At 56.7% G+C, this 14,478-nt stretch carries 14 protein-coding genes; 8 read left to right on the forward strand and 6 right to left on the reverse strand.

Translation table 11 applies throughout. From position 1 onward, the window contains the following. Nucleotides 1-13 precede the first annotated feature (13 nt). Complete coding sequence (locus D4A39_RS02130; RefSeq protein WP_022986220.1) at nucleotides 14-280, forward strand: hypothetical protein; 267 nt, start codon at nucleotides 14-16, stop codon at nucleotides 278-280. A 73-nt stretch (nucleotides 281-353) separates the two neighbouring features. Further along, nucleotides 354-1,544: a BaiN/RdsA family NAD(P)/FAD-dependent oxidoreductase gene (locus D4A39_RS02135; RefSeq protein WP_022986219.1), complete on the forward strand. Its 1,191-nt coding sequence runs from the start codon at nucleotides 354-356 to the stop codon at nucleotides 1,542-1,544. A gap of 6 nt (nucleotides 1,545-1,550) precedes the next feature. On the opposite strand, the gene D4A39_RS02140 is transcribed toward D4A39_RS02135, so the two are convergent. Continuing rightward, complete coding sequence (locus tag D4A39_RS02140) at nucleotides 1,551-1,991, reverse strand: thioesterase family protein (protein ID WP_022986218.1); 441 nt, start codon at nucleotides 1,989-1,991, stop codon at nucleotides 1,551-1,553. A 146-nt stretch (nucleotides 1,992-2,137) separates the two neighbouring features. Between D4A39_RS02140 and D4A39_RS02145 the strand changes: the two genes are divergently transcribed. The 3 genes from D4A39_RS02145 to D4A39_RS02155 all read left to right on the forward strand — a co-directional run bounded on the left by D4A39_RS02145 (nucleotide 2,138) and on the right by D4A39_RS02155 (nucleotide 5,531). Then, the gene (locus tag D4A39_RS02145; RefSeq protein WP_022986217.1) at nucleotides 2,138-3,913 is read left to right on the forward strand and encodes a bifunctional helix-turn-helix transcriptional regulator/alpha/beta hydrolase; all 1,776 of its coding nucleotides are present in this window, start codon (nucleotides 2,138-2,140) and stop codon (nucleotides 3,911-3,913) included. Then, nucleotides 3,910-4,512, forward strand: a complete 603-nt coding sequence (locus D4A39_RS02150) for a DNA-3-methyladenine glycosylase I (protein WP_022986216.1) — start codon at nucleotides 3,910-3,912, stop codon at nucleotides 4,510-4,512. Before D4A39_RS02145 ends, D4A39_RS02150 begins: the two co-directional genes overlap by 4 nt. 110 nt (nucleotides 4,513-4,622) lie before the next feature. Continuing rightward, on the forward strand, nucleotides 4,623-5,531 hold the full coding sequence (locus D4A39_RS02155; RefSeq protein WP_022986215.1) for an oxidoreductase: 909 nt from the start codon (nucleotides 4,623-4,625) through the stop codon (nucleotides 5,529-5,531). A 57-nt stretch (nucleotides 5,532-5,588) separates the two neighbouring features. On the opposite strand, the gene D4A39_RS02160 is transcribed toward D4A39_RS02155, so the two are convergent. Continuing rightward, the gene (locus tag D4A39_RS02160) at nucleotides 5,589-6,119 is read right to left on the reverse strand and encodes a glycine zipper 2TM domain-containing protein (protein WP_022986214.1); all 531 of its coding nucleotides are present in this window, start codon (nucleotides 6,117-6,119) and stop codon (nucleotides 5,589-5,591) included. 500 nt (nucleotides 6,120-6,619) lie between these two features. On the opposite strand from D4A39_RS02160, the gene D4A39_RS02170 reads away from it, so the two are divergent. After that, the gene (locus D4A39_RS02170) at nucleotides 6,620-7,051 is read left to right on the forward strand and encodes a hypothetical protein (RefSeq protein ID WP_022986249.1); all 432 of its coding nucleotides are present in this window, start codon (nucleotides 6,620-6,622) and stop codon (nucleotides 7,049-7,051) included. Between the two features lie 37 nt (nucleotides 7,052-7,088). Here D4A39_RS02170 and D4A39_RS02175 read toward each other — a convergent pair whose 3' ends face one another. From D4A39_RS02175 to D4A39_RS02185, 3 genes are all read right to left on the reverse strand, one after another. Beyond that, the gene (locus D4A39_RS02175) at nucleotides 7,089-8,447 is read right to left on the reverse strand and encodes an oxygenase MpaB family protein (RefSeq protein ID WP_022986248.1); all 1,359 of its coding nucleotides are present in this window, start codon (nucleotides 8,445-8,447) and stop codon (nucleotides 7,089-7,091) included. 226 nt (nucleotides 8,448-8,673) lie between these two features. Next, nucleotides 8,674-9,267 carry an HD domain-containing protein gene (locus D4A39_RS02180; RefSeq protein WP_022986247.1) on the reverse strand — a complete coding sequence of 198 codons (594 nt, stop codon included), beginning with the start codon at nucleotides 9,265-9,267 and terminating at the stop codon, nucleotides 8,674-8,676. 11 nt (nucleotides 9,268-9,278) lie between these two features. After that, the gene (locus tag D4A39_RS02185) at nucleotides 9,279-10,064 is read right to left on the reverse strand and encodes a class II aldolase/adducin family protein (RefSeq protein ID WP_022986246.1); all 786 of its coding nucleotides are present in this window, start codon (nucleotides 10,062-10,064) and stop codon (nucleotides 9,279-9,281) included. 128 nt (nucleotides 10,065-10,192) lie between these two features. On the opposite strand from D4A39_RS02185, the gene D4A39_RS02190 reads away from it, so the two are divergent. Then, on the forward strand, nucleotides 10,193-10,888 hold the full coding sequence (locus D4A39_RS02190) for a Crp/Fnr family transcriptional regulator (RefSeq protein ID WP_022986245.1): 696 nt from the start codon (nucleotides 10,193-10,195) through the stop codon (nucleotides 10,886-10,888). A gap of 316 nt (nucleotides 10,889-11,204) precedes the next feature. Continuing rightward, nucleotides 11,205-12,044 carry a polysaccharide lyase family 7 protein gene (locus tag D4A39_RS02195; RefSeq protein WP_022986244.1) on the forward strand — a complete coding sequence of 280 codons (840 nt, stop codon included), beginning with the start codon at nucleotides 11,205-11,207 and terminating at the stop codon, nucleotides 12,042-12,044. Nucleotides 12,045-12,349: 305 nt separating this feature from the next. Here the strand turns inward: D4A39_RS02195 and metG are convergent, their stop codons facing one another. After that, nucleotides 12,350-14,386, reverse strand: coding sequence for a methionine--tRNA ligase (metG, locus tag D4A39_RS02200; RefSeq protein WP_022986243.1), 2,037 nt, complete (start codon nucleotides 14,384-14,386; stop codon nucleotides 12,350-12,352). Nucleotides 14,387-14,478: the final 92 nt, after the last annotated feature.

The following is a 14,478-nucleotide window of genomic DNA, read 5'->3' on the forward strand; positions in this document are numbered from 1 at the left end:
CCGTGGGGGAAAGATGAAGCAACTGATCTTGAGTGCAATCATTGCCGGTTTGCTGGCAGGCTGTTATTTCGAGGAAGATGATATAAGCAGCAGTGATCGTCCGGCTGAACCGCAATATGGGCAATCTGAACCACCGTCGTCCCGCTTGTTGCCCGGCGAACAGGTAATGGCAAGCGGTCGTTACCGGAGTCAGGTTCAGATCGCGAACGGAGCCGCGACCGTAAACGACGCCAGCAGCGAGAATTATTCCGCATCAATGGAGGCGTCGGTCATCCGCTAATGTTTTTCCGGGGCTATACCTTTCTGGTATAGCCCGATCCCGCTATCCTTCGCTCCTTGATTTTGGAGCTTACATGACTGTTTCCAGTGTCGTTGATGTTGTTGTGATCGGTGCCGGTGCGGCGGGTCTGATGTGTGCCGCTACCGCGGCTTACCAAGGGCATCGCGTGCGGGTGATCGACCATGCCAACAAGGCTGGCAAGAAAATTCTCATGTCCGGCGGCGGTCGCTGTAACTTCACCAACCTGAATACCACGCCGGAACATTTCGTTTCTGCCAATCCCCATTTTTGTAAATCTGCGCTCAAGCGTTACACCCCCTGGCACTTTCTGGAACTGGTGGAACGCCATGGTGTAGAGCATGTGGAGAAGGCGCCGGGGCAATTGTTCTGCGCCGACAGTGCCAAGGCCTTGCTGGCGGTGTTATTGACGGAGTGTGAGTGGGCCGGGGCAGAGATACAGCTGGATACCGGAATCCGCAGGGTAGTCAGGACAGACTCTGGCTTTGAATTGACCACTACCCGGGAAACGGTGCGATGCCAGTCACTGGTGGTGGCCTGCGGGGGCTTGTCGATTCCGACCATGGGCGCCAGTGGTTTTGGTTACCAGCTGGCAGAGCAGTTTGGTCTGTCGGTGTTACCCACCCGGGCCGGTCTGGTGCCGTTTACGCTGCCTCCCGAGCACAAGGCCTGGTTGTCGGAGTTATCAGGGATCAGCACGGAGGTGGTGGCCGAGGCGGGAAAGGCACGTTTCGCTGAGCCGATGCTGATTACCCATCGGGGGCTGTCCGGGCCGGCCATGTTGCAGGTGTCCAGCTTCTGGGCGCCGGGCACCGCGGTCACCGTGGACTGGCTTCCACAGTTGGAAGACCCACTTCAGGTCTTGATTCAGGAACGCAATGCGCACCCCAATCGGGGGCTGGAGCGTTGGTTGCGCCAGTATTTTTCCCAGCGCTTGTCTGCTGCGCTGGTGGAGCAATTCGGCTGGCAAGGCCACCTTCAGCAATTCAGCAATGACCGTCTTGGCGGGGTGGCCGCAGTGCTCAAGGGCTGGCAGTTCAAGCCCTCAGGGACAGAAGGGTACCGTACCGCAGAGGTGACGCTGGGGGGGGTGAATACCGACGGTCTCTCTTCCCGAAACTTTGAAGTCAAAACGGTCCCGGGACTGCACTTCATCGGTGAAGTTCTGGATGTCACCGGTCAGCTGGGCGGATTTAATTTCCAATGGGCCTGGGCCAGTGGCTGGTGTACCGGGATGGCGTTGTAGCCACCATCAGGCCTGGTCAGCAATCGAGGCAAACTGCTGGCGAAAGTTATCGGGTACCGGAATGACTCCATGCCGGGCATGATCAAAAAAAACGAAGCCCTGTTTTGCCAGAACCACCACTTGGCCAGATGGTTGTTTGGTCACCCTGAAAATCAGGTCCGCGCCGTACTTGTTGAAATCCATCAGGCCGACTTCAAATTGCAGATCGTCTTGGGCAAAGCTTTCCGCCTTGTAAGTCGCCACCAAGTCCGTCACCACGATACTTTGTCCCTGACGCTCAAACTGGTCGAAACCAACGTCGCAGAAGAACCGGTAGCGGGCCTCGGAGAGTAACGAGATCATCTGGTCATTGCCCACATGCTTGCCTGTGTTCAGGTCGGTCATGCGAACATTAATGGTGTGGGTATACAGAAACTGCTCGGGCAGCTCCAGTTGAACTCGTGCCATAGCGCGTCCTCCGGGGCGGTGAGGCGGTATGTTACGCCGAGGGCATCATTTTGTGAAACTTAGTTCCATATTTTGAATTGTTGTAAGAGGTTGACCTTCGGTCGGGGCTTTTTACTATAACTGCATACCCGTGAGTGGATGCCGCCGTGCGCAAGAAAAACAAGAACGATAATGATGTGATCGCCCAGATCTATGACACCGCGCTTGCCCCGGGTGACTGGGTGGACCTGTTGGATACGTTGGCAGAGTGGGCTGGCCACGGTGAGGCAACACCGGATTCTGAGGAGGAAAGCCCAGCAGGAGATAACCCTGGACGCCCTGCGGTGACCAGGGCCGTAGTGGGTAACTCCTCCGTCAGGCCGGAAGTGGAGCACTTGATCGAGCATCTTGAGCGAGCTGTCAAAAGCAGTGCTTATATGCATGCGCTGGAAGACCGGTGTCAGGTGCTCAATACCTTATATAACCAGATGCCCTGGCCCATGCTGATGCTTGATGAATGGATGCAGGTCGTGGAGTGTAATGCGATTGCCCATCAGGTGCTGGCGGAAGGGGTCGTGCAACTGACAAGTAGCGGCCAATTAGTCATTCATGATCGAAAATTGCGTCAGGCTCTGGTGCAAGTCAATAAACTGGCGGAAGGTAGAAACACCCAGCTGTTGAGCGCGCCGGAAGAGAGCGTCTCACTGCTTTGTGTTCCAGTGCAGAAATCCGATGCTCCCGGCAACATTTCTCAAGTACGCACGATACTCTGGGTATTGTCCGGTCACAGTATCGTCACCCCATCCGCAGAGAGGCTGCAGTCGTTGTTTGCCATCTCACCAGCAGAAGCACGATTGCTGCACGTGCTGTGCAAAGTCGGCAATCTGAATCAGAGCGCGGCGCTTCTCGATATCAGCGTGCATACAGCGCGAACCCAGTTGAAGTCGACCATGGCCAAGCTGGAGGCCAACAGCCAGGTGCAGCTGGTCAGCCGTGTGATGGGGCATGCGCTTGTCCAGGGGGCTAACCTGCCCGCCGAACAGACGGAGCAGGAATATACGGTGACCTTGCCGGACGGGCGGGTGCTGAGCTGGATGGAATACGGCGCCCCGGATGGCGCGCCGGTACTGACCTTGGATAATCTCGGTTCGTCGCTTCCGGACCATGCCTGGTTTGATCGCTGGTATCGGGAGCAGAATCTGCGGGTAATTTTGATCGTGCGTCCCGGTTATGGGATTTCTACCTACAATCCCGACCTGCAGTTCGGCAATTTGGGGGCGGATATCCGCTTCCTTTGCCAGCACCTCGGGATTGAACGCCCTCCTATGGCCAGCTATTGCGGTGGCGGGCCTTACGCCCTGTGTGCAGCTGCACAGGATCCAGAGTTGTTCAGTCGCTTGGGGATTCTTGCCAGTACTGTCCCGATTGAGCATTTCGAGCTCGATAAGCTGGACCGGCTACACAAGATGTTATTGCGCGTATTTCGGCGAGACCCTCGGCTGTTTCTGCTGATTGGCCGATTAGCGATCCGTGGCGTACAGAAGGCCCCGGAAAGGTTTTATGTTCGCATGGCCAAGAATCTTTGCCTGGCGGATCAAAAAATCTTTGCGGATGAGGAGCTGTTGTCCCGCACCATCAAGCGCATGCGCCACAGCCAGTTTCAGGGTGCCAGGGTCCATCTGGAGGAATATCTGAGAATGCAGGAACCCTGGCAAGTGGACTTGGGCACTATCTCAATACCGGTTCTGCAATGGCATGGTGAAGACGACCGCATTATTTCCATCGGAAGTGCCCGTGGACTGGCTTCCTCTATTCCCAATGTCCGCTTCCGCAGTTTTCCTGGCTATGGCCGGTTTATGGTCTATACCCATTGGCAGGATTTTCTTGTCGAGTTGCTTGAGCTCCCTGCCACCGCAGCACCCACGTACAAGGCGTCAGGATGACAGCGACCGTTGTAGGAAGCGATGGCCTGTGTCGTTGCGCCTGGGTCACTGCTGCACCGGATTTTCAGCGCTATCACGATACCGAGTGGGGATTTCCGGTGAAGGAGGATCGTCACCTGTTCGAAAAGGTCTGCCTTGAAGCCTTTCAGTGTGGTTTGAGCTGGCGCACCGTCCTGGAGAAACGGGAAAACTTCCGCCGTGCCTTCTGCGATTTCCATATCGAATCTGTGGCGGCTTTCGGACCAGTACAGATTGAGAGAATGCTGACCGATAGTGGCCTGATTCGGAATCGCCGAAAAATAGAAGCGGCTATTCACAACGCCCGTTGCGCACGGGACATGATTAAAGAGGAGGGCTCACTGGCCGCGTTCTTCTGGCGCTTTGAGGAGCCGACCAATGCGCAGCCCGTTACCCGAACCACCTCACCCCGGTCCCAAGCACTGTCTAAAGCACTGAAAAGCCGAGGCTGGAAATTTGTTGGTCCCACGACGTGCTATGCCTTCATGCAAGCCATGGGGTTGGTGAATGATCATCATCCGGACTGCGCGGTGCGCGGCCAGGTAGTCTCTGCCCGGCGAGTGTTCGTGAAACCTGACTGACCGGTTATACCGGGACAATGCATGTTTGGGTGGTTTTGATTGGTGTGCTGAATGCGCACTATAGCGCTACCGAAATCGGACGAGACACGAGTCTCTGCAAGGAGCATGAGATGGGAAGATCCACCTGGCGGCCGGACCATATTCCGGATTTGAGCAATAAGACCATTTTGGTGACCGGCGCGAACAGTGGTATTGGGCTGGAGGCCGTCAAGCTGTTTGCGGCCAATGGCGCGCAGGTGATCATGGCGTGCCGGAATGCATCCAAAGCGCAAGCTGCGGCCGAGCAGGTGATGGCCGAAACCGCGGGCGCCAGTTTGGAGATCATGGCGCTGGATCTGGCTGATCTGGCCTCCGTTAAAGAATTTGCGCAGGAGGTTAGTGGCCGTTTCGACAAGGTGGATGTGCTGCTCAATAATGCCGGCTTGATGGCGCCACCACTGCAGCGCACCAAAGACGGATTTGAGATTCAGTTTGGCACCAATCATCTTGGCCATTTTGCGCTGACCGGGCAGCTACTGCCGGTCTTGGAGGCGGCACCGGCACCACGCATCGTGCAGATATCCAGTGTGGTGCATCGGGGCGGCAAGATCATGTGGGATAACCTCAATGCCGAGAAATCCTACTGGCGCTGGCCGTTCTATGCGCAGAGCAAACTGGCGAACCTGATCTTTGCTCGTGAGTTGCATCGACGCTTACTGGCGGCCGGTTCCCCTATCCGGGCCTTTGCGGCTCACCCCGGTTACTCCGCGACCCATTTGCAGGATACCGTACCTGGCGGAGGGTTGTTCAACGCGATGATAGCGCAACCCGCTGAGATGGGTTGCCTGCCGGGTGTGATGGCGGCGACCAGTGCGGATGTGCAGGCCGGGGAATATTACGGACCCGATGGCAAGCTGCTGGAGCTACGTGGCTATCCGGCCAAAGCCTATGCCCGCCGGATCGCCGATAACCCGGAAGTGGCACAGCGGTTGTGGCAGGTATCGGAGAATATGACAGGGGTTCACTATCTGAACCCCTGATTGCGGTCCGTCGTTCGAGAACCGGGTCAGGTTCTCGAACGAGGGTTCAACAGCCTGTCAGGGGGTGACCACATCCCCGTCTTCGATCCGCAGGCGTTTGCCAGGCTTCTTGTCCAGGCGGATGGTGTCTTCGTTGTCATTGAAGACGTAGGTCACTTCGTAGCCTTCGGTCTTGCTACGGCTTTCCATGACGGTGCGACATTGTTGTTCGGTCACGGTTTCGGTGTTGCGTTGTTGCATCCCTTTCTGGATCTGGTTGCCCGCCACGCCGCCGGCAATGGCCCCGCCGGCCGTGGCAGCATCTTTGCCGCTGCCGCCACCAAATTGATGACCAACCACCCCGCCGATAACGGCGCCAACAACGGTGCCCGTCACGCGGTGCTGATCTTTGGCGGGTTTCTGCCGTGTGCTGGTGACATCCTGACAAACCTCCCGGGGTTCTTCCCAGCGTTCAACAATGGGTTCCACCTTGGTGACGGTGGCGTATCCGGATTTTGCTGGCGTCATGGCCTCGTAGGCGCCGTACCCGACCCCTGCAATAGCCACGGCACCTGCGATACCCAGACCGGCAATAGCTGCGCTTTTCATGGCTCACTCCTTATTTCGGTTATTTCCGGTTTGGAGTGCAGGGCGGAGCAATCCGTTCGTGGACAGTTGCAAAAGAATGTTAAGGAGCCTCTGAATAGCTCCTTGTGTGCTCAGTCTTTCAGGCTGGTTCGCCCCTGTATGGGTCAAAAGGTAAAGAGGGGCGCGATTTTGAAGGTGTATGTCCATCCATCGGCTCTTCACCTTCGAAAGAAGCGCAACAACGAGTGCGGGCCAGCCTGGAAGACCCTACGTACCCTGACGAGCATAAAGGCGCGGCTTGGAGCGCCCATCTGCTGCGCCTTGCCTCTAGGAAAGGGAACCACCCTTACCGTCGAGACAAGACACAACAGCTGCACGCTCCAAGTCACGCTGAGCATGCAAGGAGCTATTCAGAGGCTCCTTAAGGGCCATGTTCAATAACGCCGCAATGCGTTTTTGTGCAGCGCCGGGGGATCAGGTTAAATGGCGCGGTGCGAGGCATTAATGAACAGGGGACAGTCGTGACGCAACGAGACCAGCAGCTGGAAGCGGAGTACTTCCATCTCACTCACCTGATTGATTCTTTCGATCAGAAATCCCTGACGATCAAGGCCTGGAGTGTCACGCTTGCCGGCATTCTGGCCGGATCGGGCGCGTTCTTTGATCGTCCGTCCCTGCTTTGGGTGGGGATGCTGGGTAGCCTGATGTTCTGGCTGGTGGAAGGCCATTGGAAGGCGTTTCAGTCGGCGCACTATGCGCGCATAGAAAAAATTGAAGCGCACTTTCGTGGTGAGGTGGATGACATCGCGCCGTTCCAGACCGCCGATAGCTGGGAACGTAGCCGGCGTGCCGGGGGAAGCCGTGAGTTGTTGCGGATCCTTGGGTGGCGCCACGTGTTTCTGCCCCACGGGCTGATGGCACTGTCGTTGTTGGTGGCAGGTTTGCTGCTGTAGGCGCGGCAGAGGCCGGCGCCCACAGCAGCGGGCAGGGTCAGGCAGCGGGTTCGCTGGTGGTCGGGGCGTACTGGTTGGCATCGGTGGTGTATTCGGCATGACCGTAATCCACCAGCAGCTGCTTGATGCGTTTGACCAGAATGCGGTCGGCAACCTTGTTGGCCACCGGAATATCCTGCAGGGTGCGATAGGCCAGCAGGCGCGGCATGATGAAAAGATTGCCGACGCTGAACAGGGCATAGTCCAGCGCGTGGGGTGCCACGCCCATCTCTTCAGCCTTTGATTTGTCCTTCTTGCCGAGAAACGCCTGGGTAAAGAACACTTTCGAGAAACTGCGCTCCACCGCGTTGTGAACCTTGCTGATCAGCTTGTCATCCTTGGGACGATAGACGGACATGGTTGCCCGCGTCAGCTCACCACAGGTGCTGTCGTCATACCCTTCACGCAGCGTGCCGGAATAAGTGAGCATGGTGTCGATGATGTCCGGGGCTTCTGCGGGTAGCAACTCTGCAGGCAGGCCGAGCAGAAAACACTCGTAACGCGACAGTTCCACGATCGCCCGTTCTTGCCGGGTGAAATGTTTGCGGCCCTTGCGCATGGCCTTGAACGCCGTCAGGTAGGCGGGCATGGTGCCGGCCGGCATCTGGTCTACCTGCGGGATAGGTATGCCGTAGACCGCGGGATCCCAGGGGCCGCCCTTGTCGGTGGTCGCCCGCTTGATGATGTTGAAACGCACCATGGAGTGCATCAGGCGCACCATGGCGGCCGCCTTGAAGCCTGGGCCAAAGCGTTCCAGAGCGCCAGGCAGGGTGGCGGTGGTGAAGAAACTGGCGGTCTCATTGATCCGCTGGTTCACCGACTCGTTGGCCAGGGTGCCGGTGATGGCCATGGGCAACCCGGAGTACTTGTTCATGAAGGTGGCGACGAACGCGCCACGGATAACATAGGGTGCCAGGTTGACCATCTGGTTACGGCTCAGGCGCGCGCCCTCGCGAACCAGATCCATGTCTACCCAGTCCGGTGTCGCTTCCATGGCCTGAATGAAATCGCTCAGTTCCTGGGGCGGATTATCTACCGCATCCAGTCCCTTGTCGCAGGCGGTCTTGAGCATGGTGATCAGGTTGCGGAACCCGTATTCGGGCATCAGCGCGGCATATGCATCGGCCACATTGTCACCGAGCAGGGTATAGGCGCGGGCCCGTTCCACTTTTTCCTTGTCGGCCAGAATCTTGCCCCGGTACTTGCCTGCGAATTTTTCGGGCAGGGCGCTGCGGGTGTGGATGTCGTCGGTAAAACGCTCCGGGGTGACATCAAAATCAATGTCGCCATACAGGGAGGGAATCCGGGTTTTCTGTGCACGCACCTGTTCCCAGAGTGCATCCAGAGACTGTGTCATTACGACCTCGTCGTGAAAGCGCGATATTGCCCTTATACATAGCGTTTACGCTGGGTCGGTGACAATGACCGAAGATTTCACGTAGAGAACTTGCGGGTTTTTGGCCTGCAATGACAGGGAGATTGGCGGGAAAGGAAACAGTGAGGTCAAGACTGTTCACTTTGCGTGTCGCGGGCCAGGTTGGGACTGACGCTCCTCCCGCCAGGGAGGGCGTCAGTGAGGCGCCTCAGTCGTTGCTCATGGCGTCCTTGTAAAGTGACTTTCGCGGGCTGGCGAAAACCTGCCGCAGCATGGGCTCGAAGTAATTCAGTGGCAGAATCTCTCCATCCGGATTGAACGCCGGAGAATCGTACTTGCTGACGAATTCCAGCGTTTGCCGATAGAAGGGATGTTCGCGGAAGTGCTCGCGCATGTCCCTGTCCATGCCCAGATAATGGAAGAAGTAATACCCCTGGAAAATGGCGTGATGCTTCACCATCCAGTGATTGGCTTCGCTGACAAAGGGTTCCAGCAAAACCGCTGCCACGTCCGCATGGTTGAAGGTGCCAAGGGTATCGCCGATGTCATGCAGCAAGGCGCAGACGACGTATTCATCGTCCTTGCCGTCGCGATGGGCGAGGGTGGCAGTTTGCAGGCAGTGTTGGAACCGGTCGATCCTGAACCCGCCGAAATCGCCTTCCAGCAGTCGCAGGTGCGCCATGATCCGGTCCGGCAGTCCTTTGCTGAACTCGCCAAAATTCTCGGCAATGATCTTCCAGTCCTCGGCCTGGCCGTCCTTCATGTGGGTGAAGGCGGCACGGGGTTGTGTCATGTCGTTCATTGCGGTAGCCCTCAGTCTGCATAACCGGGGTTTTCCCGGTCCAGCTTGCGTAGCAGGCCCGGCCAGGCCAGGTTGCCCCCCATGCCCTTGGTGACCTGAGAGGCCTGTTGTTTGATGGTGTTGACGATGCCATCAGGAATCGGGGTCAGCGGGCGATTGCCCGATAAGGCCTGTAGCTGGATCTCACAGGCCCGTTGCAGGATGAACATGTTGAGGAAGGTGTCCGCCACGGTGCTGCCCACCGTGAGCAAGCCATGGTTACGAAGAATCATGAAGTTGGTGCTGCCCAAATCGGCCTGCAGGCGGGCTTTTTCGTCATCGCGCAGTGCGACCCCTTCATAGTCGTGATACGACAACCCAGAGAGCGGAAACAGGCTTTGTTGTGACAGGGGAAGCAACCCTTCTTTCTGTGCAGACACAGCCACGCCGGCGGTGGTGTGGGTGTGCATGACGCAGACAGCGTCCTCACGTACGGCATGAATGGCACTGTGAATGGTGAAGCCCGCCGGGTTGATGTCGAAATCGCCGGCGTTGAGCTTGTTGCCGTCCTGGTCGACGCGCACCAGGCTTGATGCGGTGATTTCGTCGAACATCATGCCGTAGGGGTTGATCAGGAAATGGTGCTCATCGCCCGGGATTCGGGCGGACAGATGGGTGAAGATCAGATCATCCCAACCATACAAGGCCACTAGTCTATAGGCAGCGGCGAGGTCCACCCGCAGTTGCCACTCTTCGGGGCTGACATCCGCTTGCTTGGAGGTGATGGCGGCTGGGTCAAGTTTTACCTGGCTGTTCATTGTAGCGCTCTCCCTGGAGACAGATTGTTGTGGGTGTCACGGTGTTCCCCGTGATGTGTCGATAGGACATGACGGGAGTGTAGGCCGCTTTTTCTTGGCAAGACTGTCAACCTGTTTACAATTGGCGTATGTCTATTGCTCTTGATGCCTTGCAACACTGCCCCCTGTTCGCCGGTTTTCCCGAAGCGGCACTGGACGAGGCTGCACGTCATGCCCGTATCCGCCATTTCCAGCCGGGTGAGGTGATCTATGAGAAAGGGGAGCCCCAGACATTCCTGTGTGTCATCGCCAGAGGAATGGTGCGGATCAATTCGGTCAACCAGGAAGGTCGGGAATCGGTCTTGATTGTGTTTGACCAGGGGGCCTGGGTGGGCGATGCGGTCTTCGCGCCCGGTGCCGATCGGGTTTACGGTGCCACGGCACATACGCAGGCAACACTGGTGGAATTACCCGGGGCGTATTTTCGGGACCTGATGAGTCGCTACCCGCAGTGCTATCCGGTCGTGCTCGAGTGCATCAGCCGTCGGCTCTGGTCGGCCATGACGGTCATCCAGGAAGACGCCTTGCGCGGGACCACGGTCAGGATCGGACGGCGGTTGTTATTTCTGTGCGACATGCAGCGCGGGGGAGCAGAGCCGGGCGGTCCGGTCACTGTGCGGCTGACCCGTGAGCACATCGCCAACATGATGGGGATGACCCGCCAAGGGGTTCATCGCACGCTCAAGCAGTTTCAGCGTGAGGGGTTGGTTGAGCTGGGTTACGGGCAGGTCACCATTTGCAGCGAAGATGCCTTGCGACGCTATCTGGATTGCTGTCCAGATTAAGGTAATTCTTTTGGCTAACAAAAATATTTTATAGGCGATTAAAATTAATACCTTTGGCTATTTTTAATCGGCGAATGGTCTATTCCTTTTTCGTGTTATAGCAATTTCTTCCTCAAATCCCGTTGACAGATTTTAAGTTAAATTACTTAGACGTTTTAAATCACATTTTAACGAAAAGCCCGTAGAGCGGGCTTTGCTTCGTGGCTAGGATTCTCTGCGATACACAGGGATAAGAATAAAGTCTTACCCTCTCTTGCGGTAGTCACAGGGAAGGTCTACCTCCGTAGGTATTAAGGAGAGTTTTCAGGAATAAAAAATGTGTTCTTTATATAAAACGTTCGTCTTTATTTTTACTCTCAATGTGCTTGGTTGCGGTGGCGGTGGTGGGGCGCCCGCAGTGGTTTCTTCAGATAACGAGGAAAGCAGTGTTGGCGTGACGTCGCCTGCGTATGGGAAAGAAACTGAGGAAACGGACGCTGCTGAAAATGAGGAATCTCAGGCGTCCGGAAAAGAAAAGTTTGCTGATCCTTTTTCTTCCAGCGTATTGCAGTATGAAGTGACAGATGGGAAAACCGGTAAGGTGACAACCGACACGGAGACCCTGCTGACATACCCCGAAATGGAGTATTTTTATTTTGAAAACGATAATGTGGTGTTCGATCTGACCCGGCAGGGTAAACCCAAAAAACGCTCGGAGTTGCGCCAATACCCAGAGTGGTCAGTGGCGGGAAATCACCGAATGACGGCAACCCTTAGGCTCAGCGATTCCACCATCAATGAGTACACCTGGATGCAATTGCACCGTAAGGAAAAAACGTCAGTCAAACCGCCTCTGAGGTTAACCTGGGCCAAAGCGCAGAGCATTGGCGGGAAGGTATACCAAGACTATCTTGTGGCGGTGTTTTATCACGAAAAAACGGGCTACAAAAAAGTGCCATTGGTACCGCGTACTGGACAGGAAATTCAGGCTGAACTCAGGGTTTATAATCATCAGGTTTTTATTAGCCTGAATGGAAATCTGGTCCATGTGGAAAATGTGTCTGATTGGGCTGATTACAAGTGCTATTTCAAGGCGGGGTTGTACCTGTCTGGTAGTGCGGCGGCAGAAGGGCGTGCCAGAGTCAGCATGAGCCAGCTCGCGTACAGCCATCAGTAGTTAGTTCATTGAGGGAGCCTCGGAATAATACCTGGCGAGTTCAGTTTTTCAGGCTGGCTTGGCCCCTCTGCCATGGCCAAGAGGGGGCGGTGTTGACAGTGTATGTCGATCCATCGACTCATCACCTTCGAAGGACATGGGACAACGAGTGCAGGCCAGCCTGCCGTCGAGGCAAGCAACAACCTCTGCGTGCTCCTGACCACGCCAGGCATGCAGGGGGTTTACCCAGAGGCTGCCGTGAAACAATACAGGCCCCGGCACGTGGGGCCTGATTGCTTTCACAGCAGAGGAAGAGGGTGAGCAGGTTAGCGCACCTCCATCCCGGGTTTGGCGCCGTTATCGGGGCTGAGTACGTAGATGTCTTCGCCACCAGGGCCTGCGGCCAGCACCATCCCCTCTGAGACACCGAACTTCATCTTGCGCGGCGCCAGGTTGGCGACCAGGACCACCAGTTTGCCTTCCAGCTGCTCCGGTTGATATTTGGCCTTGATGCCGGCAAAGACATTGCGTTCGCCCAGCTCTCCCACATCCAGGGTGAGTTGCAGCAGTTTGTCGGCGCCTTCTACGTGAGCGGCCTTGGCAACGCGCGCCACGCGCAGTTTGACCTTCAGGAAGTCATCGATGCTGATGGTGTCATCCACCGTGTCGTCCATCTTGTTGCTGGCTTTTGCCGGGGCGGTCGAAGCCTTGGCGGCGGCCGTAACCTCCTTTGAATCACTGAGCATGGCATCGATCTGGCTGCTTTCTACCCGGCCAAGCAAGGGCTTGAACTTGGCAATGTCATGCTCCAGCAGAAGCTGCCCGGCATCGTCCCAGCGGAGCGGGTCGATCTGCAGAAACGCCTCTGCGCGCTCGGCCAGTGCCGGTAGTACTGGCTTCAGGTACAGCACCAACAGACGGAAGACATTGATGGCGGTGGTGCAGATGGCCAGCACCTCCTGTTCCTTGCCTTCTTCCTTGGCCAGTGACCAGGGAGCCTTTTCGGCGATGTAGCCGTTGGTATGGTCGGCCAGCGCCATGATTTCCCGCATGGCCTTGCCAAACTCACGCTGCTCGTAGAACTCGGCAATCCGCGGAGCGGCTTCCTGCACCTCGCGAACCAGCAGTGGGTTATCCAGCTCGGCGCTCAAGGTGCCGCCAAACTTTTTCACAAAGTTACCGGTACGGCTGGCGATGTTTACCAGTTTACCTACCAGATCTGAATTCACCCGCTGGACAAAGTCTTCCAGGTTGAGGTCAAAGTCATCCACACGGCTGGAAAGCTTGGCAGCAAAGTAATAACGCAGGTATTCAGGGCTGAGATGATCCAGATAGGTTCGGGCCTTGATAAAGGTGCCGCGGGACTTGGACATCTTGGCGCCGTTCACGGTGACAAAGCCATGGCTGTAGATAGCCGTGGGTTTGCGCAGACCGGCACCGTCCAGCATGGCCGGCCAGAAAAGACCGTGGAAATTGATGATGTCCTTGCCAATAAAGTGATACAGCTCGGCGTTGGAGCCTTCTGCCCAGTAGTCGTCGAAGCTGAGGCCTTCGCGGTCGCAGTAGTTCTTGAAGCTCGCCATGTACCCGATCGGGGCATCCAGCCAGACATAAAAATACTTGCCGGGGTAACCGGGGATCTCGAAACCAAAATAGGGCGCTTCCCGGGAGATGTCCCAGGGCTGCAGGTCTTCGATCCATTCCTGCAATTTGTTGGCGACTTGTTCTTGCAAGGCGCCGGAACGGGTCCACTCGCGCAACAGCGGCTCGAATTTGGGCAAGTCGAAGAACAGCTGGGTGGTGTCCTTCTCTACCGGGGTGGCACCACTGACGGCAGAGTAGGGCTCGATCAGCTCTGCAGGGGAGTAGGTCGCACCGCAGACTTCACAGTTGTCGCCATACTGGTCTTCCGCCTTGCACTTCGGGCAGGTGCCCTTGACGAAACGGTCGGCCAGGAACATGCCTTTCTGCGGGTCGTAAAGCTGGGTGATGGTCTTCTCGATGATGTAGCCTGCGTCTTTGTTTCGCTGGAAGACCATCTCTGACAGCGCCTGGTTTTCCGGGCTGTGGGTGCTGTAGTAGTTGTCGAAACGAATCTGGAAGTCGGCAAAGTCCTTCTCGTGATCGGCCTTCACCTGGGCGATCTGCTGTTCCGGGGTAATACCGTTCTCTTCGGCCTTGAGCATGATGGCGGTGCCGTGGGCATCATCGGCACAGACATAGGTGCACATCTGCCCGCGGAGCTTCTGGAAACGCACCCAGATGTCGGTCTGGATGTATTCAAGCAGGTGGCCCAGATGGATCGGGCCATTGGCGTAGGGCAGGGCGCTGGTCACCAGGATCTTGCGTGGCGTGTCACTCATGAGAACGGTGTCATTTATCCGGGAAATGGGGCGCCTATGATACGGCGAGACTGCACTATTTTCATCCCGTGCCTTCCGTTAGTGATGAGCGT

Source organism: Alcanivorax profundi, from assembly GCF_003597125.1.
Lineage (GTDB): Bacteria > Pseudomonadota > Gammaproteobacteria > Pseudomonadales > Alcanivoracaceae > Alcanivorax > Alcanivorax profundi.